We start from the raw sequence: 24,013 nt of genomic DNA on the forward strand, positions 1-24,013 counted from the left end.
GCGGGTCGAATACCGGACTCAGATCGCGTCGAACGGTTCGCCGTCCAGGGCGACCGACGCCCGGCCGTCCGGACCGACCGGGACGTCGCCGACCAGCGTCACCCGGTACAGCCGGCGGTCGTGTTCGGTGGTCAGATCCGACGGCGCGAGGTGCACCGTGGAACGGTTGTCCCAGAACGCGATGCTGCCCGGCTCCCACTTGAACCGCACGGTGTACTCCGGTCGCACCAGCTCGTCGAAGAACAACCCGAGCAGCCGTCGACTCTCGTGCGGCGAGACGCCGACGATGTGCGAGGTGAACCCGGGGTTGACGTAGAGCGCGCGTTCCCCGGTTTCCGGGTGCACCCGCACCACCGGATGCTCGGTCAGCAGCGGCCGGCGTTGCACCCGGGACTGGTAGTCATCGGTGGCGGTGGTGCCATCCGGCGGTGAGAACCGGTGCACGGCACGCAGTTTGTCGGCCAGCCGCTGCAATGGCGCGGACAACCCCTGGTATGCCGCGACGGTGTTGGACCACTGGGTGTCGCCGCCGTAGGGTGGCAGCTCCTCGGCGCGCAGGATCGACGCCGCCGGCGGGTTGACCGCCGCGGTCACGTCGGCGTGCCAGTTCGGCCGGTCGAAACCGCGGCTGCTGCCGTAGCGGGCCTTGAACCGGTCCCGGAAGATCGGGTAGATGGTCGGATAGTCCGGATCCGGGATCGAGTCGAACAGCGGGTGCGCCGGGGTGGGTGCACCGAACGCCGAGGCGAACCGCAAATGGTCGTCATGGCTGATGAATTGGTCGCGGAAGAACACCACCTTCCACTTCAGCAGCGCGGCGCGGATGTCGGCGGTCTGCTGCTCCGTCAGCGGAGCGGTGAGGTCGACGCCGTGGATCTCGGCGCCGGCCCAGCCGGCCTGTGGGCGTACCTCGATGGCCGGGGCCAGGGTCTGGGTCATGGGCTGTTTCCTCCTCGTCGGGATCTGCGGTCAGGATTCGATGGGCTTGGGCGTGACGCCGTCGAGCTGGTTCTGGGCGCTGACGATGTCGTTGTAGCGCGGGTCGAGATGGGGCGCGATCTTTACCTTGGTCTTGATGGTGCCGGTGTCGAACAGGCCGTCGGCCACCGATTGGAACAGGCCGGTCGCGGCATCGTCGATGGGGTAGTAGGGCGCCAGACCGTCCTCGTCGTAGAGCCTGCGGCCGGCTGCGGCGTCGATGCCTTGCTGTTTGACGTAGTACGCGTCGATCCAGGCGTCGGAGTTGGTGTCCTTCCAGTTGTTGGCGGCCACCGAGCGGCCGACGAAGTCGCCGATCGCGGCGACCTTGACCGGGTCGTCGAGGCTGTCGCGGCGCACGATCAAGGACTGGATTCCGGTGTTGATTCCCTTGCCGTCGCCCAGGATTGGTGGTTCACCGAGCTGGTAGTACTGGTTGCCCAGCACGATTGCCGCGTCGACGGCGCCGGCCGCGAACGTCGGAACCACCTCGGCGCCGGCCAGTTCCACCGGCTGGATGTCGGTCTTGGGGTCGAGTCCGTGCCGTTTGAGCAGCGCCGCGGTGATCATGTGCCGGCCGGTGCCCGGCGGGTAGGCCACCCGCTTGCCGCGCAGGTCCTCGATGCGTTCCACCCCGCTGTCCGGTTTGGCCACCAGGAAGTAGCCGCCGCTGGTGCCCGGGTTGGCTTGCAGACCGATGACCACCAGGTCGGTGATGCCGTTGTCTACGGCGATCGGGACCGGGGCCTCACCGACCGCGCCGACGTCGGCGGCTCCCGAGCGCAGCGCTTCGATCACCGCGGGTCCGCCGCTGAAGTTGGCGAACTCGACCTCATACGGCGCGTCATGGCCGGCGTCGGAGAGGGTCCAGGGCAGCGACTGGGTGAGGTTCTGTTCGGCCACCACCAGTTTGGTGCCTTCCGGCACGTCGACGGTGCCAGCGATCTGAACCGAATCGATGGCTTGGCCGCCGTCGTCGTCGGAGATGCCGCAGCCGGCGGCCAGCAGCGGAATCGTGAGCAGTACGGGCAGGTTCGGCGCAACGTGCGCAGCAATGACATGTCGGTTCCTCTGCGGAAGGGCTGGTTCGCGGGTGGGCGGGTGGTGCGGGTCAGTCAGCGACGCCGAGTTCGGCCAGCAACCGGCGGCGCAGCTCCAAGAACCTGGGAGCGTCGCGGTTGCGGGGCTTTTCGACGTCCACCGGAACATCCAGCGAGATCGCTCCGTCGGTCAGCACGATCACCCGGTCGGCCAGCAGGATGGCTTCGTCGACGTCGTGGGTCACCAGCAGTACCGCCGGAGTGTGCCGACGACACAGGTCCTGCAGCAGGCCGTGCATCTTGATCCGGGTCAACGCGTCCAACGCGCCGAACGGCTCGTCCAGCAGCAGTAGCTCGGGGTCGCGAACCAGGGCGCGGGCCAAGGCAACTCGCTGGGCTTCACCGCCGGAGAGGGTACGCGGCCACACCTTGGCCTTGTCGGCCAGGTTCACCTCGGCCAGCGCGCGGCGCGCCTGATCGCGCACCGCAGCGGTGGCCGGCAACCCGACTGTGACGTTGGTCAGTACCCGCTGCCACGGCAGCAGCCGCGGATCCTGGAACACGATCGCGCGTCGTTCCGGCACCCGCAGGTAGCCGTCGAAGGCGCCGTCCAGCGCGCCCAGGGCTCGCAGGAACGTGCTCTTGCCGGACCCGCTGCGGCCCAGCAGCGCAACGAACTCGCCGGGCTCGATCTGCAACGTCATCCCGTCCAGGACCACGTTGTCGCCGAAGCTCTTTCGGACATCCTTGGCGATCACCACGGCGCCGGTGATCGCCGGATCGGCCACCGTCTCAGTCACCGTCATAGGCTCGTCTCCAGGTCAGCAGTCGTCCCTCCAGGAACCGCACGATCAGGATGGACAGCAAGCCCAGCACCGCGTACACCGCGATCAACACGAACACCACATCGATCTGGAAGTACTCGCGGGCATCGGTCATCATCCGGCCCAGGCCCTTCTTCGCGTTGATGGTCTCGGCGAAGATCAACGCCAACCAGGACGCGGTGAGCGCCAGCCGCAGACCGATCAGGAAGCCGGGCAGCGAACCGGGCAGGATCACCCGGGTGATCATTTCGCGGCGACCGGCCCCGAACGACCGGGCGGCCTCCACCAGCCCGGCGTCCACGCTGCGGATCGCACTGAAGGTGTTGATGTAGATGGCCACCGCCACCGACAACGCGATCAGCGTCACCTTCGGTACCTCGGAGATGCCGAACCAGACGATCAGCAGCGGCACCAGCGCGAAGTTCGGAATCGCGCGCAGCACCTCCATATTGGCGTCGACGAAGTTCTCACCGATCCGGGACAGGCCGGCGATCAACGCCAAGCCCAGCCCCAGCGTGATGCCGAAGAACAGGCCGTAGCCGACCCGCAGCAGGCTGGTGATCAGATGATCCTGCAGCAATCCGGCGGCCACCAGGTCGATCGCGGCGCGCAGCACCGAACTGGGCGCCGGGACGGTGCGCGGGTCGAAAATGCCGACGCTCGAGCACAGCTGCCACAACGCGACCAACAACACCGGGCCGGTCAGCCGCTGCAGCCAACGCGGGACACTGCGACGGTTGCGTCCGCCGCCGTCGCCGCGGGGGTCGACCAGTGCGCGCGGGCGCGGACCGGACACCCCGGTCTGCGCCCGCTCCAGCACGGTGGCCATCAGGCGGCCCCGAAGAAGTCACCCGAAAGCGATTCGGAGGCTTGCCCGTCCGGGCCGACCGGGATGTCACCGACCAGCGTGATCCGATGCAACACCCGGTCGCCTTCGACGTGCTCGAAGTCGCGCGGCGCCAGGTGCAACGCGGCCCGGTTGTCCCAGAACGCCACACTGCCCGGTTCCCACTTGAACCGCACCGAGTACTCCGGTCGGCCGATCTCCTCGAACAGCAGGTCCAGCAGGTGCCGGCTCTCCCGCGGAGCCAGGTCGACGATCTGACGGGTGAACGACGGGTTGACGTAGACCACCTTCTCGCCGGTGACCGGATGCACCCGCACCACCGGGTGGATGGTGGCCAGCGGGTTGTTGCGGACCAGGTCGCCGATCTTCTCGCTGCTGCGCTCGGCGTTGGCGTCGGAGCCGAACCGGTGCTCGGCGCGCAGGCCGTCGATCAGTTCCCGAACCGGCTGCGACAGACCCTGATACACCGCGGCGGTGTTGACGAACTGGGTGTCGCCACCGTAGGCGGGCACGGTTTCCGCGCGCAGGATGGAATGCGACGGCGGGTTGATCAGCGGCGTGACGTCGGCGTGCCAACCCGGTCCGTTCGGGCTCTGCTTCTTGCGGTACTTGGTGCCGTACCGGTGGTCGTAGGCGGCCGGGGAGACCGTGTGGATCTGCGGGAATCCCGGTGGCGCCGAGTCGCCTTCATAGGGATGGCCCGGGGTGACGTCGCCGAACTGCGCACCGAACGCGATCTGCGCGGCGTGATCCAAATCCTGGTCCCGGAAGAACACCACCTTCCACTGGTGCAGGGCGTCCTCGATGCCGGCCCGGTCCTCCGGTGAAAGCGGTTCGGACAGGTCGACTCCGGTGATCAAGGCGCCGGTCCAACCTGAGAGCGGACTGACCTTCAGAGCGGTGTGGGCTGTCACTGTCATGCGTCATTCCCTCGAAAGCGTTGCGGATTGCGGTGATCGGAACTTAACCGCAGCGCCCAGCGAGGATCACCCGTTGAAATCGGTGTGAGTGATTTCGGTGCGTTTGGGGGTGCTCACCGCACCCAAACGCACCGAAATCACCGGGTGAGGAACTGCGCGCAGGCGTCGGCGAGGTCCAACAGCGGCTGCGGCACCGCACCGAGTACCAGCGTGACCACGGCGGTCAGACCGATGGTCGCGACGCTCAGCACGCTGGGGGTGACCACCTCGGGTGCCTCCGCGGGCGGGTCGGTGAAGAACATCAGCACGATCACCCGGACGTAGAAGTAGGCGGCGACGGCGCTGGCCAGCACACCGATCACCACCAGCGGGATCGCGCCGCCCTCGGCGGCGGCCTTGAACACCGCGAACTTCGCGACGAAGCCACTGGTCAACGGGATGCCGGCGAACGCGAGCAGAAACAGCGAGAACACCAAACCGACCAGGGGGTGGCGTCGGCCCAGGCCGGCCCACGCGGACATCGCGGTGGCCTCCTCGCCGTGGCGGTCACGCACCACGCTGAGCACCGCGAACGCACCGAGGGTGGAGAACCCGTAGGCGAACAGATAGAACAGCGTGGCCGACAGCCCGGCCTCGTTGAGTGCGATCACACCGAGCAGGATGAAACCGGCGTGCGTGATCGCTGAATAGGCCAGCAGCCGTTTGACATCGCTTTGGGTGACGGCGATGACGGTGGCCACCACCATGGTCAGGATCGCGACCGCCCACAGCACCGGCCGCCACTCGTCACGCAACTCGGGCACCGCCACGTAGCACAGCCGCAGCAGCGCACCGAACGCCGCGATCTTGGTGGCCGCGGCCATGAACCCGGTGATCGGGGTGGGCGCACCCTGATAGACGTCGGGGATCCAGGAGTGGAACGGCACCGCCCCGATCTTGAACAGCAGACCGGACGCGACCAGCGCGGTACCGATCAACGCCAGCGTGGTGTCGCCGTCACCGCGCACTGCGTCGGCGACGGCGGCCAGATCGAAGTTGCCGGACACCCCGTACAGCAGCGCGACCCCGTACAGCAGGAACGCCGAGGAGAACGCGCCCAGCAGGAAGTACTTCAGCGCGGCCTCGTGGGAGAGCAACCGCCGGCGTCGGGCCAGTCCGCACATCAGGTACAGCGGCAGCGAGAGCACCTCGAGCGCGACAAACAGGGTCAGCAGGTCGTTGGCGGCCGGGAACAGCAGCATGCCCCCGACGGCGAACAGCGTCAGCGGGAACACCTCGGTCTGCACCGCTCCGGCGCGCACCGCGGCCTGCTCGGCCACGCTGCCGGCCACCGCCGAGGCCTGCGGCGTGAACGCATCCAAAGTGACTGTGCCCCTGGATGGTTGGGGCTCAGCGGGGCGACGTTCGGCGATGAGCAGTGCGCTCAGCACCGCGATCAGCAGGATGGTGCCCTGCAGGAACAACGTCGGCGGGTCGATCGCGACCGAACCGGACACCGCGGTTTGCCCGGTGCCGCCGTGTAATTCGCGGCCCAACAGCACCACCGCGACCAGCGCGGCCAACAGCCCGACCACCGTCACTGCCAGCTGTGACCGGTACCGGGCGCGGCGCGGCGCGAATGCCTCGATCAGTACGCCGAGCAGCGCGGCCCCGAACACGATCAGCATCGGGGAGAGCTGGACGTATTCGACCGACGGGGCCGGCACCGCAGCGACAAACCTCGTCATTCCTGCGGTCCTTCCGCCAGCCTGGGCGCCGGATCGGTTTCACCGATGCCGCCCAGCGTGTATTCGATCCCCGGGTTGATCACGTCCAGAGCCGGTTTGGGGTAGACGCCCAGTCCGATCAGCAGGGCGATCAACGGCACCACCACCACCAGTTCGCGCGGCACCAGGTCCGAGATGTGCCGGTCGCGCACCGGCCCGGTCATCATCCGCTGATACGCCCACAGCACGTAGATCGCCGAGAGCACCAGCGCGCTGGCCGCCAGCACCGCGAACACCGGATACCGCGGGAACGTGCCGATCAGCACCAGGAACTCACTGATGAACGGTGCCAGCCCGGGCAGCGACAGCGTCGCCAGGCCAGCCACCAGGAATGTCCCGGCCAGCACCGGGGCCACCTGCTGCACCCCGCCGTAATCCTCGATCAACCGGGAACCCTTGCGCGACACCAGGAACCCGGCGATCAGGAACAACGCCGCCGTCGACAAGCCGTGGTTGATCATGTACAGGGTGGAACCGGACTGGCCCTGGCTGGTCATCACGAAGATGCCCAGGATGATGAACCCGAAGTGCGAGATCGAGGTGTAGGCGATCAGCCGCATCACGTCGCGCTGCCCGATCGCGGCCACCGCGCCGTAGACGATGCCGATCACCGCCAACGCCACCACCAGCGGCCGGAACAGCGCCGAGGAATCCGGGAACATCGGCAGGCAGTAGCGCAGCATGCCGAACGTTCCGACCTTGTCCATCACGGCCATCATCAGTACCGCGGTGACCGGGGTGGCCTCCACCGCGGCGTCGGGCAGCCAGCGGTGGAACGGCCACAGCGGGGCCTTGATCGCGAACGCCAGCAGGAAGCCGAGGAAGATCAAATGCATGATGGCCGGGTTGACCACCAGCTCACCCGAGGACACCGCGGCCACGATGGCGCGGAAGTCGAAGGTGCCTGCCGCGAACGCGGTGCTGTTGGCGGTCACCACGTACAGCCCGATCACCGCGGCCAACATGATCAGACCGCCGAACAGGTTGTACAGCAAGAACTTCACCGCGGCCGCCGACCGTCGCTGCCGGTCCGCGCCGAAACCGCCGATCAGGAAGTACATCGGGATCAGCATGGCCTCGAAGAACACGTAGAACAGCAGCACATCCAAGGCGACCAGCGAGATCAGCACCATGCCTTCGACGGCCAGGATCAACGCCACATAGGCGTGTGGACCGCGGCCACCGAGCAGCTTCGGGTCGGCGTCGTTCCAGCCGGCCACCAGCAACAGCGGCACCAGCACCGCGGTGAGCAGCACCAGCGCCAGACCGATACCGTCCACGCCCAGCAGGTAGCCGGTGCCGAACGACGGGATCCACGGGTGCTCCTCGACGAACTGGAACTGCGGCCCGGCCGGGTCGAAACCGACCGCCAGGCAGATCGCCAGCACCAGAACCACCGCGGCCACCGCCAGGCCCGCGGACTTGGCGAAACGTCGTGCCGCCGAAGGCAACACCAGGATGACGGCGGCACCGAGCAGCGGCACCGCCCACAACACGGTCAACACCGGCAGGTCGGTCAGCACGCTCACCACCCCCGCGCCAGCAGGATCGCGCCGACCAGCAGGGCCGCCCCGGCCAGCATCGACAGCGCATAGGAGCGGGCGAACCCGGTCTGGGTCAGCCGCAGCGCGCGGGACCCGCGGGTGATCAGCGCGGCCAGACCGCCGCCGACACCTTCCACACCGACGTCGTCGGCCCGTACCAGTTCCCGGGTGAGCAGCTGACCGGGCCGCATGAACACCGCCTCGTTGAACGCGTCGCCGTACAGGTCGCGCCGGGCCGCGGTGGTCAGCGCCGAAACATCCTGCGGCGCAGTCTGGGCGACGGGTTGGGCGGCGTAGCTGCGCCAGGCGATCGCCACCCCGATCGCCACCACCACCAGCGTGATCGTCGTCATCACCCAGACCGGCACCGCGTGCTGTACGTGGTGGGCACCCACCACCGGTTCGAGCCAATGTTGGAGTCGGCCACCGACGGCCAGCAGCGCGCCGGCCCCCAGCGAACCGATCGCCAGCACGATCATCGGCACCGTCATGCTGGACGGGGATTCATGCGGGTGCGGCGGCGCGCCGGTCTCCGGTGCGGGCTTCCAGCGGCGCTCACCGAAGAAGGTCAACAGCATCACCCGGGTCATGTAGAACGCGGTCAGGCCGGCACCGAGCAGCGCCGCACCGCCGAGTAGCCAGCCGCGCAGACCGCCTGCCGCGAAAGCGGTTTCGATGATCGGGTCCTTGGAGAAGAAGCCGGCGAACGGCGGCACCCCGATGATGGCCAGATAGCCCAGGCCGAAGGTGACGAAGGTGATCGGCATCAGGGTGCGCAGCCCGCCGTAGCGGCGCATGTCGGTCTCGTCGTCCATGGCGTGCATCACCGACCCGGCGCCCAAAAACAGACCGGCCTTGAAGAAGCCGTGCGTGAGCAGGTGCATGATCGCGAATGCGTAACCGGCCGCGCCCAATCCGGCGGCCAGTACCATGTAACCGATCTGGCTCATGGTGGAGGCCGCCAGCGCCTTCTTGATGTCGTCCTTGGCGCAGCCGATGATCGCACCGAACAGCAGCGTGACGGCGCCGACGATCACCACACCGGTTTGCGCGGCCGGCGCCAGGTCGAACACTGGGCCCGACCGCACGATCAGGTAGACACCCGCGGTCACCATGGTGGCGGCGTGGATCAGCGCCGACACCGGCGTCGGGCCCTCCATGGCGTCACCGAGCCAGGACTGCAGGGGCACTTGGGCGCTCTTGGCGCAGGCCGCCAGCAGCAGCAACAGACCGATCGCGGTCAGCGTGCCCTCACCGGCCAGTGCCGCGGTGCCGAACACGCCGGCAAACGAGATGGTGCCCAGTTTGGCGAACATCACCATCAGCGCGATCGACAGCCCGACGTCGCCGACCCGGTTGACCACGAACGCCTTCTTGGCGGCCGTGGCCGCGGTGGGTTTGTGCGACCAGAACCCGATCAGCAGGTAGGACGCCAAACCGACGCCCTCCCAACCGACGTAGAGGCCCAGGTAGTTGTCGGCCAGCACCAGCAGCAGCATGGCCGCCACGAACAGGTTCAGATAGCCGAAGAATCGGCGCCGGCCCGGGTCGTGGGCCATGTAACCGACCGAGTACACGTGGATCAGTGCACCGACGCCGGTGATCAGCAGCACGAAGCACACCGACAGCGCATCGAGTTGCAGCCCGAAGTCCACCCGCAGCGCGGCCACCGGAACCCAGGAGAACAGGCGTTCGTGGATCACCCGCTGCTCGGGGGAGCGGGCCAACAGATCCACGAACAGCTTGGCCGCCCAACCGAATGCCAGCAGCACCGTGGCGCAGCCGAGCAGATGTCCCCAGGAGTTGGTGCGCTTGCCGCCGATCAGCAGCACGGCCGCACCGAACAACGGCAGCAGGAACAACGGGGCCAGCGCCGACATGGTCACCGGCGACTCCCGTTGTCCCGGTTCAGGAACGGTGTGACGATGTCCACCGGCAGCGGGAACACCACCGTCGAGTTCTGGTCGGCGCCCAGCTCCAGCAGCGTCTGCAAGTAGCGCAACTGCAGCGACGCCGGGCTCTTGGACAGTTCCTCGGAGGCCTGCCGCAGTTCGGCCGACGCCTGCAGCTCACCGCGGGCGTTGATCACCTTGGCCCGGCGTTCCCGCTCGGCCTCGGCTTCGCGGGCCATGGCGCGCTGCATGGATTCGGGGATCTCGACGTCCTTGATCTCGACCACCTGCACCTGCACACCCCATTCCTCGGTCTGCTTCTCGATGATGGTCCGCAGGTCGGAGTTGAGGTCCTCACGGTGGGCCAGCAGGGTGTCCAAATCGGCGCGGCCCAGCAGTGAGCGCAGCGTGGTCTGGGCGATCTGCGAGGTGGCCACCGAGTAGTTCTCCACCGCGGTGATCGCGTTGGCCGGGTCGACCACCCGGAACATCACCACGGCGTTGACCCGGGCAGGGACGTTGTCCTTGGTGATCACTTCCTGCGGCGGGATGGTCAGGGTGACCACCCGCAGGTCGACCCGTTCCATTCGGTCCAGCAGCGGAATCAGGACGGTCAGGCCCGGCCCGTACAGCGGGCGCAGCCGGCCGGCCCGAAACACCACGCCGCGTTCGTATTCGCGTAACACCACGACCGACAGCCAGGCCAGCACCGCGAGTACGACGAGGACCAGCGCGGCCACACCCCACCAGATCACCGGGCCCCACGCTCCCGCTGCTGGGATCCCCAGCGGGTCGAGTAGCGGTCGATGGCAGCGGCCACGGCATCCTCCTGGGCGGTGCGCTCGGGCAGGTGTGCCGGAGCGTCGACACGGGTGGTGATCAAGTGCCGGAACAGCGGTGCGGACAGCGCGACGACGAGGACCAGCGCGGTACCGAGCACCAGCAACTCAACCGGTCGGTGTTTCAGCAGCGCTTCGCCGATCACCATGCACGCTGCCAAACCTACGATGGCACAGGCGATTCCGCGGTGGAACCGGCCGGCCTCCGAGTGCGGCCACTCATCGACCTGGCGGCTGATCTCGCGGCCGTGCGAAGACGTGGTGCAGTCCGACTTCACCGGGCAGCCGTTGCACACGGTGGGACGGGCCCGGTACCGCATCACCCGGTTGTTGGCGTCGAACGAGGTGGGCCACAACCATTGGTCCTCCGGACACAACCAGGCGTCGTGATCGCGGTGATAGGTGAAGCCGCCGGCGTGCCAGGCCGCGGCGCGGGTGGAGGCGCGGCGCGCCATCAGGTCGAAACCCCACGCCACGGCCACCAGCGCCAGCGCGTAGCCGGCCACCAACCAGACCGTGATGTCCACCTCGGTCATGGTGTGCCTTCCCGTTCGGCGGCCGCATCCACCGGAATCTCGGTGTAGAGCACGTCTTCCGGGAACTCGTCAGTGCTCGGGCCGCCGAAGAAGTTCCGCACCGCCACCCAGGCGATCCAGATGAACGGCACGATGCCGCCGATGATGAAGATCAAATCGCCGGGCATCCGCATCCACTCCAGCAGCACGTTGCCGGGTTCGGTGATGAAGCCCAGTGAGCGCGCCTCGAAATAGCCGGAGTTGACCGAGTGGTACAGCTGGATCACGCCGAGCGGCAACAAGGTGGCGAACACCATCCAGGCCAGGCCGATGTTCAGGCACCAGAAGCTGCATTTGGCGGCCTTCTCCGGCCACTTGTCGGCCGGGATCGCATAACGCAATGCGAACATCCCCAGCCCGACGGCCAGCATGCCGTACACGCCCATCATCGCCGCGTGACCGTGGTTGGCGGTCAGCGCGGTGCCGATCTGGTAGTAGGACACGATCGGCAGGTTGATCAGGAAGCCGAATACCCCGGCGCCCAGGAAGTTCCAGAAGCCGACGGCCACCAGGAACATCACCGCCCACCGATGCGGGAACGGCTTGGTGTCGGCGGACTGTTGTCGGGAACCCAGGTGCAGGAAGGTCCACGCCTCGACAGTCAGCAGGGTCAGCGGAATGACCTCGGCGGCCGAGAAGAACGCGCCCAACGCCATGTGTTCCACCGGTGTTCCGGAGAAGTACAGATGGTGCATGGTGCCGATCACGCCACCGGCCGAGTACAAGATGATGTCCAAGAAGATGATGCCGATCGCGATGCGTTTGCGCACCACGCCCAGCAGCACGAAGACATAGGCCACCATCACGGTGGTGAACAACTCCAGGAAGTCCTCTACCCACAGGTGCACCACCCAGAACCGCCAGAAGTCGGCGACCGCGAAGTGGGTGTCGCTGCCGGCCAACAGACCGACCGCGTAGAACGCCGGGATGGCCAGGCCGGCGAAGAAGAACAGCCACGGCATGCTGGTCTTGGCTTGTGTTTTCAGGGCCGAGCGCAGGCCGCGGTAGATGATCGCGATCCAGATGAACAGTCCGATCACCAGCAGGATCTGCCAGATCCGGGGCAGGTCGAGGTATTCCCACTGCTGGGAGAACAGCGTGCCTTCTTCGATCACGCCGAACACCGACAGCGCTTCGCTGAGCAGTGAGCCGACCACCACCACGGTGACCGCCCCCAGCAGCCCGTAGACCAGCCAGTGCTGCTTGCGCGGCTCCCTGCGGGTGATGAACGGGGTGAGGAAGATCCCGGCCGCCAGGAACGCCGCCGCGGGCCAGAGCAGCGCCAGCTGCAGATGCCAGGTGCGGGCCAGGTTGTAGGGCAGCAGCTGGGCCAGGTCCAGGCCGAAGAAGCTGGACAGGTCGGCCCGGTAATGCTCGGTGAGCGCGCCGAGCAGGGCTTGGACGAAGAACAGCAGCGAGACGATGATGAAGAACCAGACCGTGGCGCGTTGCGACTTGGTCAGCGTCACCTCGCCGGGCTGGTTGTAGGAGATCATCGGCGCCTCGTTGGCGTGCCAGCCGATCTTCTGGCTCCACCGGCCGTAGACCGCGAACATGATGCCGGTGCCACCGAGCAGGGCCACCAGCGACAACGCAGACCACACGATCAGGTCGGCGGTCGGGCCGTTGTCCACGCGCGGTTCGGCCGGCCAGTTGTTGGTGTAGGTGTAGTTGTGGCCGGGCCGTTCGGCTGCCGCGGCCCACGCGCTCCAGGAGAAGAACGCGGTGAGGTCGTGGATTTCGCCCGGATCGGTGATGAAGTTGGCGCGCAGACCGTTCTTCTTGGCGTCCGGGCCGAAGTAGGTGGCGTAGTGCTGCTGCAACTCCTCGAATGCCTGCACCTGATGGTCGGTGAACTCCAGGGTCTTGGTGGCCTCGTCGAAGCGGTTGGTCCGGAACTCGGCCACCACCGTGTCGTGGATCTGGGTGGCGCCTTCGCTTTCCAGTTGGGCCGCCACGCTTTCGGTGGCCCGCCGCAGGTAGTCGGCGGTGTAATCGGGACCCAGGTAGGCGCCGTGGCCGTGGATGGATCCGTACTGCATCAGGCCGCGGGCCTGGAACAGCTCTTGGCCGCGGGTGATCTGCTCGCCGGTGAACAGTTCCTGCCCGGTCGAGTCGACCACCCGGTCGGGCATCGGCATCGAAGCGGTGTAGGTGCGGTAGGCCAGGATGCCCATCACGAAGAAGCCGAAGATCATCACCAGGGCGACACCCTGAACCCATCCCTTGCCCACCGACTCTTCGAGCCGACTGTTGGGTTCCGCCCCCGATGGATCAGATGTCTTTGTTGCCATGGCGTTTGACCTCCTTAGTCAAGTTCCCCGATGCCCTGCCTGTCAGTGCCGCAACAAGTGTGCGTCGTCGACGTTCGCGCTGCGTCGTGTTCGGTAGATCGTCATGATGATGGCCAGCCCGACCACCACTTCGCAGGCCGCGACCACCATGGTGAAGAACGCCACCACCTGCCCGTCCAGGTTGCCGTGCACCCGGGAGAACGTGACGAACGCCAGGTTGCAGGCATTGAGCATCAGTTCGATGCACATGAACATCACGATCGCGGTGCGGCGTAGCAGCACGCCGGCCGCGCCGATGGTGAACAGCAGCGCCGAAAGGTACAGGTAGGCATTTGGACTCATGATCGCTCCTCGGGCTGACTGCGGGGCACCAGCAGCGGGTTGACCGAGATCGCAGCATCGGAACCGTCCGGCAACCGGGCTGGCACGTCGACGGCGTTGCTCCGGGCATACACGCCCGACGCCGGCAGCGTGCTGGGCCGGCTGTCCGGGTCATCGAGGTTGCGGAACCGTTCGGTGGCCAGTTCGCGCTGGGATTTGCGTCGCTCGAAGCGTTCTCGGTGCGCCAGCACCATGGCGCCGAGCGCGGCGGTGATCAGCAGCGCGCTGGTCAGTTCGAACGCCCACAGGTAGCGGGTGAAGATCAGGATCGCCAGACCTTCGACGTTGCCGCCGGCGTTGGCCTCATCCAGGCCGACGACCCCGGTGGTGGCGGCCGTGCCGATGCCGGCGATCAGCAGCAGGCCGAAACCCAATCCGGCGACCACCGCGGCCACCCGCTGTCCGCGCAAGGTTTCCACCAGGGAGTCCGCCGAATCCACGCCGATCAGCATCAGCACGAACAGGAACAGCATCATCACCGCACCGGTGTAGACCACCACCTGCACCACGCCGAGGAACAGCGCGCCCTGGCTGACGTAGATCAGCGCGAGACTGATCATGGTGGCGGCCAAGAAGATTGCTGAGTACACCGCCTTGGGTGCGGCGACCACGCCCAAGGCGCCGAGCACCGCGATCCCAGCCAGGATCCAGAACACCACCTGCTCGGCTGTCATCGGCGTAACTCGCCGCCGGCCTTGACGTGGCCCAGGTAGTAGTCGTCGTCGGTGGCGCCGTCGACCATCGGGTGCGGCGCAGCGGTCATACCCGGCTGCAGCGGGGCCAGCAGCTGCTCCTTGTCGTAGATCATCTTCGAGCGGTTGTCGCCGGCCATCTCGTAGTCGTTGGTCATGGTCAGGGCCCGGGTGGGGCAGGCCTCGATGCACAACCCGCAGCCGATGCAGCGCAGATAGTTGATCTGGTACACCCGGCCGTAGCGTTCGCCGGGGGAGTAGCGCTCACCGTCGGTGTTGTCGGCTCCCTCGACGTAGATGGCGTCGGCCGGGCAGGCCCACGCGCACAGCTCGCAGCCGATGCACTTCTCCAGTCCGTCCGGATGCCGATTGAGTTGGTGCCGGCCGTGATAGCGCGGCTGCGCGGGGCGCTTTCCCTCCGGATACTGTTCGGTAATCGGTCGTTTGAACATCGACGAGAACGTGATACCGAAACCGGCGATGGCGTCGAGCAGCTTAGACATGTGCCTCCTCCTTGCCAGGTAGCGGCGGTACCGGGAAGCCACCGGCGGATCCGGTGGCAGGGATCTCGGCGCGGGCCCGACGACGACGGGCCCGGTTGCGGGCGATGACGTAGGCCGCCACCAATGTGGCGGCGACGAAGAATCCGGCGTTGATCGCGACCGTGGTCCACGGCCCGGCGCCGTGCATGCCCAAGGTCTTGGTGATCGACACCGTCATGATCCAGGCCAGCGACACCGGGATCAGCACCCGCCAGCCCAGCGCCATGAACTGGTCGTAGCGCAAACGGGGCAGGGTGGCGCGCAGCCACATGTAGAAGAACAGGAAACCCCAGACCTTGGCGACGAACCAGATCAGCGGCCACCAGCCGGAATTCGCGCCGTCGATCAGGCTGATCGGCCACGGCGCCTGCCAGCCGCCGAGGAACATGGTGGCCGCCAACGCGGACACCGTGGTCATGTTCACGTACTCGGCCAGCATGAACATGGCGAACTTCAAACTCGAGTACTCGGTGTGGAAGCCACCCACGAGTTCGCCTTCGGCCTCGGGCAGATCGAATGGGGCGCGGTTGGTTTCGCCGACCATCGAGATCACGTACACCACGAATGACGGCAGCAGCAGCACCGCGAACCAGGTGCGTTGCTGGCCGGCGACGATCCCGGAGGTGGACATGGTGCCGGCGTAGAGGAACACCGTCACGAAGGACAGCGCCATCGCGATCTCGTAGGAGATCACCTGTGCAGAAGACCGCAATCCGCCCAGCAGCGGATAGGTGGACCCGGAGGACCAGCCGGCCAACACGATCCCGTACACGCCGATCGACGTGACGGCCAATACGTAGAGCACCGCGACCGGCATGTCGGTCAGTTGCAACGGGGTGTGGTGGCCGAACATCGACACCACCGGACCCATCGGGATCACCGCGAACGCCAAGATGGCCGGGATCACCGCGATCACCGGTGCCATCAGGTAGATCGGCTTGTCCACACCGGCCGGGACCAATCCCTCCTTGAGCGCCAGTTTGACGCCGTCGGCCAGCGACTGCAGCAACCCGAACGGGCCGACCCGGTTGGGTCCGAAGCGCAACTGCATGCGCCCCAACACTTTCCGTTCCACCAGGATCGCCACCAGCACGGTCAGCACCAGGAACCCGAAGATGCCCACCGATTTGATCAGCATCAGCCACCACGGGTCGTGGCCGAAGATGGTCGGATCCGGATAGCTCATGACGGCTCTCCTCGGCGCAGCTGCACGACGGCGCCCGCGGTCACCCCGAGCTGAGCGTGCACGGCGCTGCCCGGTGAGTTCATCGGCAACCACACCACCCGGTCGGGCATCTCGGTGACCGTGAGCGGCAGGCTGATCTCACCGCGCTCGGTCGCGACCACCACGATGTCGCCGTCGTCGGCGCCGATCTCGGCTGCGGTGGCCGCCGAGCACCGCGCAATCGGCGGCCGGGCGGTGCCGGCCAGGTACGGTTCGCCGTCTTGTAGTCGGCCGGCGTCGAGCAGCAGTCGCCAGGTCGCCAGCACCGCCGTGCCGGGTGCCGTGGTGGGCGCCGCGGCCGCGACGACGGTCGGGTCGGCTGGGCGTGGCCCGGTCCAACTGGTGTCGGTACCACCCACATCGAGGTCCACGCCGAGCTCGTCGGCCAGCGTCTGCAGCACCCGGGCATCGGAGGTGGCGGTGCCGCTCAGGGCGGGGCCGAACGGGCGGGCGCGGCCCTCCCAGTCGATGAACGTCCCGGCCTTCTCAGCCACCGGCGCGACCGGGAACACCACGTCGGCGTGCGCGGTGACCGCGCTTTCCCGCAGTTCCAGGCTGACCACGAACGGCGCGGCCTGCAACCCCTGGCGCGCCGCATCCGGATCGGGCAGGTCGGCGAGTTCGACGCCGCCGATCAACAGTGCGCGCAACTGGCCGGCGGCGGCCGCGGCCAGGATGGCCGTGGTGTCTCGGCCCGGTGTGTCCGGCAGCTCGTCGACGTGCCACACCTCGGTCATCGCGGTGCGCGCGGCCGGATCGGCGACCGGATGGCCGCCGGCGAACAGGTTGGGCAGGCACCCGGCGTCCAGCGCCGCGCGCTCCCCGGCGCGCCGCGGGATCCAGGCCAGCCGGGCGCCGGTGGCATCCGCCAGCCGCGCGGCCGCCGAGTAGGCACCCGGGCTGGCGGCCAGCCGTTCACCGACCAAAATGATGGCCCCGCCCGGTAATTCGCCGGCCAGTTGGTCCAGGGCTGCGGCTTCCTGGCCGGGCGGGGTCGGCACCAGTCGGGCGTTGCACTTGGCCAGTCCGCGGCCGGCGAACGGCGCGATGGCCCACACCGGCAGGTTGTTCTTGCGGACTGCCTTGCGCATCCGCAGGAACACGATCGGTGATTCCTCTTCCGGTTCCAAGCCGGCCAGCAAGACCGCCGGCGCGGTTTCCAGGTCGGCGTAACTCACCGTCACCGGGGTGCCGGCGATCCGGCTGGCCAAGAAGTCGGCCTCCTCGGCCGAGTGGGCACGCGCCCGGAAATCGATATCGTTGGTGTTCAGCGCGATTCGCGCGAACCGGCTGTAGGCGCGGGCGTCTTCGGCGGTCAGCCGGCCGCCGACCAGCACCCCGGTGTTGCCGGCCGCGGCCGCCAAGCCGGCACCGGCCACCGCGATGGCCTCCGACCAGGACGCCGGGCGCAGCGAGCCGTCGTCGTCGCGCAGCATCGGGGTCTGGATGCGGTCACCGACCGTGGCGTATTTGAACGCGAAGCGGCCCTTGTCGCAGTTCCATTCCTCGTTGACTTCCGGGTCGTCACCGGCCAATCGGCGCATCACCTTGCCGCGCCGGTGGTCGGTGCGTTGCGCACACCCTGAGGCGCAGTGCTCGCACACGCTGGGCGTGGACACCAGATCGAACGGCCGGGCCCGGAACCGGTAGGCGGCGCTGGTCAGCGCACCGACCGGGCAGATCTGCACGGTGTTGCCGGAGAAGTACGAGTCCAGCGCCTCGCCGGGAGCGATGCCGACCTGCTGCAGCGCGCCGCGTTCCAGCAGCTCGATGAACGGATCGCCGGCGATCTGATTGGAGAACCGGGTGCACCGTGCGCACAGCACGCAGCGTTCGCGGTCCAACAGGATCTGCGCTGACAGGTTGATCGGTTTCGGGAACGTGCGTTTGACGTCGTCGAACCGGGTTTCGGGGCGGCCGTTGGACATTGCCTGGTTCTGCAGTGGGCATTCACCGCCCTTGTCGCACACCGGACAGTCCAACGGGTGGTTGATCAGCAGCAGTTCCATCACACCGTGTTGGGCCTTGTCGGCGGCTTCGCTGGTGTGCTGGGTGCGCACCACCATGTCCGGTGTCACCGTGACGGTGCACGACGCCATCGGCTTGCGCTGGCCTTCGATCTCCACCAGGCATTGCCGGCAGGCCCCGACCGGGTCGAGCAGCGGATGATCGCAGAACCGGGGGATCTGCACGCCGATCAGTTCGGCGGCGCGAATCAGCAAGGTGCCGGCCGGAACTGAGACCTGCTGGTCGTCGATGGTCAGGGTCACCAACTCGACCGGCGGTGCGTCCCGGTTCGGCTCGGTGGTGGTCATACGCCGACTCCTTCCGGTGCGCCCAGCATCGAGGCGTACGGGTCGAACGGGCAGCCGCCGTCCAGGTGCGCTTCGTATTCGGCGCGGAACCACTTGATCGAACTCATCACCGGGGTGGCCGCACCGTCACCGAGCGCGCAGAACGACTTGCCGAAGACGGTGTCGGCGATGTCGAGCAGCTTGTCGATGTCCTCGCGGGTGCCGGCTCCGGTCTCCAGCCGGTCGTAGATCTGGCGTAGCCAGTAGGTGCCTTCGCGACACGGTGTGCACTTGCCGCAGGATTCGTGCGCGTAGAACTGCGACCAGCGCCGCACCGCGCGCACCACGCAGGTGGTCTCGTCGAAGATCTGCAGCGCCTTGGTGCCCAACATCGAGCCCACCCCGGCCATACCCTCGTAATCCAGTGGTACGTCCAGGTGTTCGGCGGTCAGCAGCGGCGTCGACGAACCACCCGGGGTCCAGAATTTCAATTCGTGGCCCTTGCGGACACCGCCGGCGTACGACAGCAACTCGCGCAACGTGATGCCCAGCGGCGCCTCGTACTGACCCGGCGTGGTGACGTGCCCGGACAGCGAATACAGCGTGAAGCCGGGGGAGCGTTCCGAGCCCATCGACTTGAACCAGTCCACACCGCCGAGCACCACCGGCGGCACCGAAGCGATCGATTCCACGTTGTTCACCACGGTGGGGCAGGCGTACAGACCGGCGACCGCGGGGAACGGCGGCCGTAGTCGGGGTTGGCCGCGTCGGCCCTCCAGCGAATCCAGCAGCGCGGTCTCCTCACCGCAGATGTAGGCACCCGCACCGGCGTGCACGATGAGGTCGAGATCGAAACCGGATCCGCAGATGTCGGTGCCCAGGTAGCCGGCCGCATACGCTTCGGCGACGGCGGCTTGCAGTCGGCGCAACACCGGAACGACCTCACCGCGCAGATAGATGAACGCGTGCCGGGCCCGGATTGCATACGCCGCGATGATCGCCCCTTCGATCAGGAAGTGCGGCGTGGTCAGCATCAGCGGAATGTCCTTGCAGGTACCGGGTTCGGACTCGTCGGCGTTGACCACCAGGTAGTGCGGTTTGGCTCCCGCGCCGGTGTCGTCCTGCGGGATGAACGACCATTTGGTGCCGGTGGGGAATCCCGCGCCGCCGCGACCGCGCAGGCCGGAATCCTTGACCAGCGCGATGACGTCGTCCGGCGCCATCGCCAGCGCCTTGGGTAGCGCGCGGTAACCGTCGTGGCGCAGATAGGTTTCCAGGGTCCACGGCTGTTCGGCGTCCCAGAACCGGCTCAGCACCGGGGTCAACGGCGTCATTGTTGTGCTCCGTCGCCGTTGCGCCGAGACTTGTCCGGCTCGAGTGAGGAATCTGGTACACCACCCGTGCCGAGTGAGGAGTCAGGCACAGGTGCACTCGCACTTTGTGTGCGTGATTCCTCACTCGGGCCTGAGCTGCTACGTGATTCCTCACTCGACGCCGAATCTGTGCCGGATTCCGCACTCGCGACGCCGGCGTTACCTGGTTCCGCACTCGCGACGTTGGTCGTACCGGATCCCGCACTTGCGGGGAAGGCCGAGTCGAAACCCAACGCCTGGGCCACCCGCAAGCCGGCCAACGTCGCGGTCGTGGTGCCCGGGCCGTCGGCGGGCCGATCCGGATCGCCAAGCCCGGCCAGGGTGCGGGCCGTCTCGGCGAACGGGCACACCGTCCCACCGCGGGTGGCCACAACCTGTTCACCGGAGCGCAGCGCGTCCACCAGACCTGTTGCCGAGGAGGGGGTTTGGTTGTCGAAGAACTCCCAGTTCACCATCACCACCGGCGCGTAGTCGCAGGCCGCGTTGCATTCGATGTGTTCCAGCGTGATCTGGTCGTCATCGGTGGTCTGACCGGCCGCGATGCCGAGATGGTTCTCCAGGGATTCCAGAATCGCGTCCCCACCCATGATGGCGCACAGCGTGTTGGTGCAGACCCCGACCAGATACTGCCCGGTCGGGGTGCGCCGGTACATCGAGTAGAACGTCGCCACCGCGGTGACCTCGGCATCGGTGAGGTCGAGTTGCCTGGCGCAGAACGAGATTCCGGCGGCACTGACGTAACCGTCCTGGGCCTGCACCAGGTGCAGCAGCGGCAGCAGCGCAGAACGCGGGTGCGGATAGCGGGCGATGATGACCGCGGCATCCGCGGCCAGCCGATGTTCGATCTCCGACTCGTAGGTCAGCGGCCCGCCGATCGGCGGCCCCGGTTCATCCGGGCGGGGACCCAGCGTCAGATCGATGATGTGATGCGTATCGGTCATCCCCGGGCTCCGTTCTGTGTCCGCACGATCACCGATCCACCCCGCCCATCACTGGGTCGATCGAAGCGACCGCGGAGATCACGTCGGCGACCATGCCGCCTTCGCACATCGCCGCCACCGCTTGCAGATTCGTGAACGACGGGTCGCGGTAATGCACCCGGTAGGGCCGGGTACCGCCGTCGGAAACCATGTGCACACCGAGTTCGCCGCGCGGCGACTCGACGGCGATGTAGCACTGCCCGGCCGGCACCCGGAAGCCCTCGGTGACGATCTTGAAGTGGTGGATCAGCCCTTCCATCGACTTGCCCATGATCTTGGCGATGTGCTTGGGGCTGTTGCCCAAACCGTCGGACCCGAGCTCGAGGTCAGCCGGCCAGGCCAGCTTCTTGTCGTCGATCATCACCGGCCCCGGCTCGAGCCGGTCCAGACATTGCTGCACGATCCGCAATGACTGGTACATCTCCTCCACCCGGATGACGTAGCGGTCATAGCAGTCGGAGTTCGTGCCGGTGATCACGTCGAACTCGTAATCCTGGTAGTCGCAATAGGGTTGGGCCTTGCGCAGATCCAGCGGCAGGCCGGTGGAGCGCAGCACCGGCCCGGTGATGCCCAGGGCCATGCAGCCGGCCAGGTCCAGGTAGCCGATGTCACGGGTGCGGGCCTTCCAGATCGCGTTCTCCCGCAACAGGTTGTCCAGATCGGCGAGCTGCTGCGGCAGCGCCGCGCAGAGCGCACGCACCCGTTCGATTCCGTCGTCGGGAAGATCCATGGCCAGCCCGCCGGGACGGATGTAGGCGTGGTTCATCCGCAGACCGGTGATCGCCTCGAACACGGTCAGGATCTCTTCGCGGGCGCGGAAACCGTAGAACATTGCGCTCATCGCGCCGAGCTCCATTCCGCCGGTGGCCAAGGCCACCAGATGGCTGGAGATCCGGTTGAGCTCCATCAGCATCACCCGCACCACGGTGGCGCGTTGCGGGATGTCGTCGGTGATGCCGAGCAGCTTCTCCACGCCCAGGCAGTAGGCGGTCTCGTTGAAGAACGGCGACAGATAGTCCATCCGGGTGACGAAGGTGACGCCCTGGGTCCAGTTGCGGTACTCCAGGTTCTTCTCGATACCGGTGTGCAGATAGCCGATGCCGCAGCGGGCTTCGACGACGGTTTCGCCCTCGATCTCCAGGATCAACCGCAGCACGCCGTGCGTGGAAGGGTGCTGCGGGCCCATGTTCACCACGATGCGTTCACTGGCCGCCGACTCGCGCGCCAACGCGACGATGTCGTCCCAGTCCTGTCCGCCGAGCGTGACGACGTTTTCGGTGTCGGTCATTTAGTTGTACGCCCTCCGCTCATCGGGCGGTGGGATGCGCGCACCGTGGTATTCGACCGGGACGCCGCCGAGCGGGTAGTCCTTGCGCTGCGGGTGTCCGACCCAGTCGTCGGGCATCTCGATGCGGGTCAAACCGGGATGGCCGTCGAACACGATGCCGAAGAAGTCGTAGGTTTCGCGTTCGTGCCAGTCGGTGGTGGGGTAAACGCCGTACAGCGAGGGGATGTGCGGATCATCATCTGGGCAGGCCACTTCGAGGTTGATCCGCCGGTTGTGCGTCACCGACATCAACGGATAGAACGCCTGCAGCTCGCGGCCGTGCTGTTCGGGGTAGTGCACCCCGGATACCCCGCTGCACAACTCGAAACGCAGTGCGGCGTCGTCGCGCAGGGTGCGCGCGACGGTGAGCAGTTGGCTGCGTTCGATGTCCAACGTGAGTTGACCGCCGTGCACGACGATGCGCTGCACCGCGGTGTCGAAGACCGCACCGAGCACTTCGGCGAGCCGGTCGACGACGTCATCGAAATAGCCGCCGTAGGGGCGCGGGGAGCTGCCCGGCAGGGTGACCTCGGTGATCAGCCGGCCGTATCCGGACGTGTCGCCGCTGCCTTCGACGCCGAACATGCCGCGGCGCAGTCCGATTACCTCCGGGGAGTGCTGCTCGGTCATCGCAACAACCCCTTGAGTTCCAGTGTGGTGGGGGCGGCCAGCGCGGCCTGTTCGGTCGCGGCGATCACCTCGTCGCGGTGTACCCCGAGCGGCATCTCGGCGATCTTGGCGTGCAGCATCAAGATGGCGTTGAGCAGCATCTCGGGCCGCGGCGGGCAGCCGGGCAGGTAGATGTCGACCGGCACCACGTGATCGACGCCCTGGACTATCGCGTAGTTGTTGAACATTCCACCCGAGGACGCGCACACGCCCATCGACAGCACCCACTTGGGTTCGACCATCTGGTCGTAGACCTGGCGCAGCACCGGCGCCATCTTCTGGCTGACCCGGCCCGCCACGATCATCAGGTCGGCCTGCCGCGGGGTGGCCGAGAAGCGCTCCATGCCGAACCGGGCGATGTCGAAGCGGGGACTGGCGGTGGACATCATCTCGATGGCGCAGCAGGCCAACCCGAAGGTCGCCGGCCACAGCGAACCCTTGCGGACGTACCCGGCCACCTTCTCGACGGTGGTCAGCAGGATGCCGCCGGGGAGTTGTTCTTCTAGTCCCAATCCAACCCACCCCTTCGCCACACATAGGCGTAGGCGATGAAGACCGCGCCCATGAACAGCAGCATCTCGATCAGCGCGAACAGGCCGAGCTGGCCGAATGTGACGGCCCACGGGTAGAGGAACACGATCTCGATGTCGAAGACGATGAACAACATCGCGGTCAGATAGAACTTGATCGGGAAACGGCCCGTCCCGAGCGGCTGCTGAGCAGGCTCGATACCGCATTCGTAGGCGTCCAGCTTGGCCCGGTTGTAGCGGCGCGGGCCGATCAGCAGCGCGATCCCGACCGACCCCACCGCGAACGCGGCGGCGATCGTTCCGAGGATCAAGATCGGTAGGTAGAGATCCATGCTCCCTCGCTCGGGCTGTCGATGTGAGCTAACACACACACTAGCGATCTTGACCGGAACCTTCGAGCATTTTGGCTACTATTTGGGCACGTGTTCGGCCGAATCCTCTTCGGTGTGAAGAGCGAAGTGCCGCAGTAATTTTCGCGTTG

Annotated in this window: 22 protein-coding genes; all 22 read right to left on the minus strand. The window is 67.1% G+C overall.

The window, feature by feature from the left end; genetic code table 11:
- Positions 1-18: 18 nt before the first annotated feature.
- The 22 genes from AC5Y3P_RS11210 to AC5Y3P_RS11315 all read right to left on the minus strand — a co-directional run bounded on the left by AC5Y3P_RS11210 (position 19) and on the right by AC5Y3P_RS11315 (position 23,864).
- Positions 19-939, minus strand: coding sequence for a TauD/TfdA dioxygenase family protein (locus AC5Y3P_RS11210; protein WP_500045970.1), 921 nt, complete (start codon positions 937-939; stop codon positions 19-21).
- A 30-nt stretch (positions 940-969) separates the two neighbouring features.
- Positions 970-1,905: a PhnD/SsuA/transferrin family substrate-binding protein gene (locus tag AC5Y3P_RS11215; protein WP_500045971.1), complete on the minus strand. Its 936-nt coding sequence runs from the start codon at positions 1,903-1,905 to the stop codon at positions 970-972.
- Positions 1,906-2,089: 184 nt separating this feature from the next.
- Complete coding sequence (locus tag AC5Y3P_RS11220; protein WP_500045972.1) at positions 2,090-2,824, minus strand: ABC transporter ATP-binding protein; 735 nt, start codon at positions 2,822-2,824, stop codon at positions 2,090-2,092.
- On the minus strand, positions 2,811-3,671 hold the full coding sequence (locus AC5Y3P_RS11225) for an ABC transporter permease (protein WP_500045973.1): 861 nt from the start codon (positions 3,669-3,671) through the stop codon (positions 2,811-2,813). The genes AC5Y3P_RS11220 and AC5Y3P_RS11225 overlap by 14 nt, the downstream gene beginning before the upstream one ends.
- On the minus strand, positions 3,671-4,609 hold the full coding sequence (locus AC5Y3P_RS11230) for a TauD/TfdA dioxygenase family protein (RefSeq protein ID WP_500045974.1): 939 nt from the start codon (positions 4,607-4,609) through the stop codon (positions 3,671-3,673). The genes AC5Y3P_RS11225 and AC5Y3P_RS11230 overlap by 1 nt, the downstream gene beginning before the upstream one ends.
- A gap of 137 nt (positions 4,610-4,746) precedes the next feature.
- Positions 4,747-6,336, minus strand: a complete 1,590-nt coding sequence (gene nuoN / locus AC5Y3P_RS11235; protein WP_500045975.1) for an NADH-quinone oxidoreductase subunit NuoN — start codon at positions 6,334-6,336, stop codon at positions 4,747-4,749.
- Positions 6,333-7,895 (minus strand): NADH-quinone oxidoreductase subunit M, encoded by a 1,563-nt coding sequence (locus AC5Y3P_RS11240; protein WP_500046075.1) that lies wholly within the window; start codon positions 7,893-7,895, stop codon positions 6,333-6,335. The genes nuoN and AC5Y3P_RS11240 overlap by 4 nt, the downstream gene beginning before the upstream one ends.
- 5 nt (positions 7,896-7,900) lie before the next feature.
- Entirely contained in the window at positions 7,901-9,799 is a 1,899-nt protein-coding gene (gene nuoL / locus AC5Y3P_RS11245; RefSeq protein ID WP_500046076.1) for an NADH-quinone oxidoreductase subunit L, read from the minus strand.
- 2 nt (positions 9,800-9,801) lie between these two features.
- Positions 9,802-10,566 (minus strand): slipin family protein, encoded by a 765-nt coding sequence (locus AC5Y3P_RS11250; RefSeq protein ID WP_500045976.1) that lies wholly within the window; start codon positions 10,564-10,566, stop codon positions 9,802-9,804.
- The gene (locus AC5Y3P_RS11255; RefSeq protein WP_500045977.1) at positions 10,563-11,186 is read right to left on the minus strand and encodes a hypothetical protein; all 624 of its coding nucleotides are present in this window, start codon (positions 11,184-11,186) and stop codon (positions 10,563-10,565) included. Before AC5Y3P_RS11255 ends, AC5Y3P_RS11250 begins: the two co-directional genes overlap by 4 nt.
- Entirely contained in the window at positions 11,183-13,519 is a 2,337-nt protein-coding gene (locus tag AC5Y3P_RS11260) for a nitric-oxide reductase large subunit (RefSeq protein ID WP_500045978.1), read from the minus strand. The genes AC5Y3P_RS11255 and AC5Y3P_RS11260 overlap by 4 nt, the downstream gene beginning before the upstream one ends.
- 42 nt (positions 13,520-13,561) lie before the next feature.
- Positions 13,562-13,861 carry an NADH-quinone oxidoreductase subunit NuoK gene (nuoK, locus tag AC5Y3P_RS11265; protein ID WP_500045979.1) on the minus strand — a complete coding sequence of 100 codons (300 nt, stop codon included), beginning with the start codon at positions 13,859-13,861 and terminating at the stop codon, positions 13,562-13,564.
- Complete coding sequence (locus AC5Y3P_RS11270) at positions 13,858-14,574, minus strand: NADH-quinone oxidoreductase subunit J (protein WP_500045980.1); 717 nt, start codon at positions 14,572-14,574, stop codon at positions 13,858-13,860. Before AC5Y3P_RS11270 ends, nuoK begins: the two co-directional genes overlap by 4 nt.
- Positions 14,571-15,095 (minus strand): NADH-quinone oxidoreductase subunit NuoI, encoded by a 525-nt coding sequence (nuoI, locus tag AC5Y3P_RS11275; protein WP_500045981.1) that lies wholly within the window; start codon positions 15,093-15,095, stop codon positions 14,571-14,573. Before nuoI ends, AC5Y3P_RS11270 begins: the two co-directional genes overlap by 4 nt.
- Positions 15,088-16,320, minus strand: a complete 1,233-nt coding sequence (nuoH, locus tag AC5Y3P_RS11280; protein WP_500045982.1) for an NADH-quinone oxidoreductase subunit NuoH — start codon at positions 16,318-16,320, stop codon at positions 15,088-15,090. Before nuoH ends, nuoI begins: the two co-directional genes overlap by 8 nt.
- Positions 16,317-18,674 (minus strand): NADH-quinone oxidoreductase subunit G, encoded by a 2,358-nt coding sequence (locus AC5Y3P_RS11285; RefSeq protein WP_500045983.1) that lies wholly within the window; start codon positions 18,672-18,674, stop codon positions 16,317-16,319. The genes nuoH and AC5Y3P_RS11285 overlap by 4 nt, the downstream gene beginning before the upstream one ends.
- Complete coding sequence (gene nuoF / locus AC5Y3P_RS11290; RefSeq protein ID WP_500045984.1) at positions 18,671-19,987, minus strand: NADH-quinone oxidoreductase subunit NuoF; 1,317 nt, start codon at positions 19,985-19,987, stop codon at positions 18,671-18,673. The genes AC5Y3P_RS11285 and nuoF overlap by 4 nt, the downstream gene beginning before the upstream one ends.
- Positions 19,984-20,967, minus strand: coding sequence for an NADH-quinone oxidoreductase subunit NuoE (gene nuoE, locus AC5Y3P_RS11295; RefSeq protein ID WP_500045985.1), 984 nt, complete (start codon positions 20,965-20,967; stop codon positions 19,984-19,986). Before nuoE ends, nuoF begins: the two co-directional genes overlap by 4 nt.
- 28 nt (positions 20,968-20,995) lie before the next feature.
- Entirely contained in the window at positions 20,996-22,294 is a 1,299-nt protein-coding gene (gene nuoD / locus AC5Y3P_RS11300; protein WP_500045986.1) for an NADH dehydrogenase (quinone) subunit D, read from the minus strand.
- Positions 22,295-22,963: an NADH-quinone oxidoreductase subunit C gene (locus AC5Y3P_RS11305; protein ID WP_500045987.1), complete on the minus strand. Its 669-nt coding sequence runs from the start codon at positions 22,961-22,963 to the stop codon at positions 22,295-22,297.
- On the minus strand, positions 22,960-23,514 hold the full coding sequence (locus AC5Y3P_RS11310; protein WP_500045988.1) for a NuoB/complex I 20 kDa subunit family protein: 555 nt from the start codon (positions 23,512-23,514) through the stop codon (positions 22,960-22,962). Before AC5Y3P_RS11310 ends, AC5Y3P_RS11305 begins: the two co-directional genes overlap by 4 nt.
- The gene (locus AC5Y3P_RS11315; RefSeq protein ID WP_500045989.1) at positions 23,505-23,864 is read right to left on the minus strand and encodes an NADH-quinone oxidoreductase subunit A; all 360 of its coding nucleotides are present in this window, start codon (positions 23,862-23,864) and stop codon (positions 23,505-23,507) included. Before AC5Y3P_RS11315 ends, AC5Y3P_RS11310 begins: the two co-directional genes overlap by 10 nt.
- Positions 23,865-24,013: the final 149 nt, after the last annotated feature.

It is taken from the genome of Mycobacterium sp. NGS45, from assembly GCF_059812645.1.

Excerpts from the sequence above, each read along its gene's own strand:
- AC5Y3P_RS11210 (WP_500045970.1), bottom strand. The coding sequence starts at position 939 with ATGACCCAGACCCTGGCCCCGGCCATCGAGGTACGCCCACAGGCCGGC.
- AC5Y3P_RS11220 (WP_500045972.1), bottom strand. The coding sequence starts at position 2,824 with ATGACGGTGACTGAGACGGTGGCCGATCCGGCGATCACCGGCGCCGTG.
- AC5Y3P_RS11225 (WP_500045973.1), bottom strand. The coding sequence starts at position 3,671 with ATGGCCACCGTGCTGGAGCGGGCGCAGACCGGGGTGTCCGGTCCGCGC.
- AC5Y3P_RS11230 (WP_500045974.1), bottom strand. The coding sequence starts at position 4,609 with ATGACAGTGACAGCCCACACCGCTCTGAAGGTCAGTCCGCTCTCAGGT.
- nuoN (WP_500045975.1), bottom strand. The coding sequence starts at position 6,336 with ATGACGAGGTTTGTCGCTGCGGTGCCGGCCCCGTCGGTCGAATACGTC.
- nuoL (WP_500046076.1), bottom strand. The coding sequence starts at position 9,799 with ATGTCGGCGCTGGCCCCGTTGTTCCTGCTGCCGTTGTTCGGTGCGGCC.
- AC5Y3P_RS11255 (WP_500045977.1), bottom strand. The coding sequence starts at position 11,186 with ATGACCGAGGTGGACATCACGGTCTGGTTGGTGGCCGGCTACGCGCTG.
- AC5Y3P_RS11260 (WP_500045978.1), bottom strand. The coding sequence starts at position 13,519 with ATGGCAACAAAGACATCTGATCCATCGGGGGCGGAACCCAACAGTCGG.
- nuoK (WP_500045979.1), bottom strand. The coding sequence starts at position 13,861 with ATGAGTCCAAATGCCTACCTGTACCTTTCGGCGCTGCTGTTCACCATC.
- AC5Y3P_RS11270 (WP_500045980.1), bottom strand. The coding sequence starts at position 14,574 with ATGACAGCCGAGCAGGTGGTGTTCTGGATCCTGGCTGGGATCGCGGTG.
- nuoI (WP_500045981.1), bottom strand. The coding sequence starts at position 15,095 with ATGTCTAAGCTGCTCGACGCCATCGCCGGTTTCGGTATCACGTTCTCG.
- nuoH (WP_500045982.1), bottom strand. The coding sequence starts at position 16,320 with ATGAGCTATCCGGATCCGACCATCTTCGGCCACGACCCGTGGTGGCTG.
- AC5Y3P_RS11285 (WP_500045983.1), bottom strand. The coding sequence starts at position 18,674 with ATGACCACCACCGAGCCGAACCGGGACGCACCGCCGGTCGAGTTGGTG.
- nuoF (WP_500045984.1), bottom strand. The coding sequence starts at position 19,987 with ATGACGCCGTTGACCCCGGTGCTGAGCCGGTTCTGGGACGCCGAACAG.
- nuoE (WP_500045985.1), bottom strand. The coding sequence starts at position 20,967 with ATGACCGATACGCATCACATCATCGATCTGACGCTGGGTCCCCGCCCG.
- nuoD (WP_500045986.1), bottom strand. The coding sequence starts at position 22,294 with ATGACCGACACCGAAAACGTCGTCACGCTCGGCGGACAGGACTGGGAC.
- AC5Y3P_RS11305 (WP_500045987.1), bottom strand. The coding sequence starts at position 22,963 with ATGACCGAGCAGCACTCCCCGGAGGTAATCGGACTGCGCCGCGGCATG.
- AC5Y3P_RS11315 (WP_500045989.1), bottom strand. The coding sequence starts at position 23,864 with ATGGATCTCTACCTACCGATCTTGATCCTCGGAACGATCGCCGCCGCG.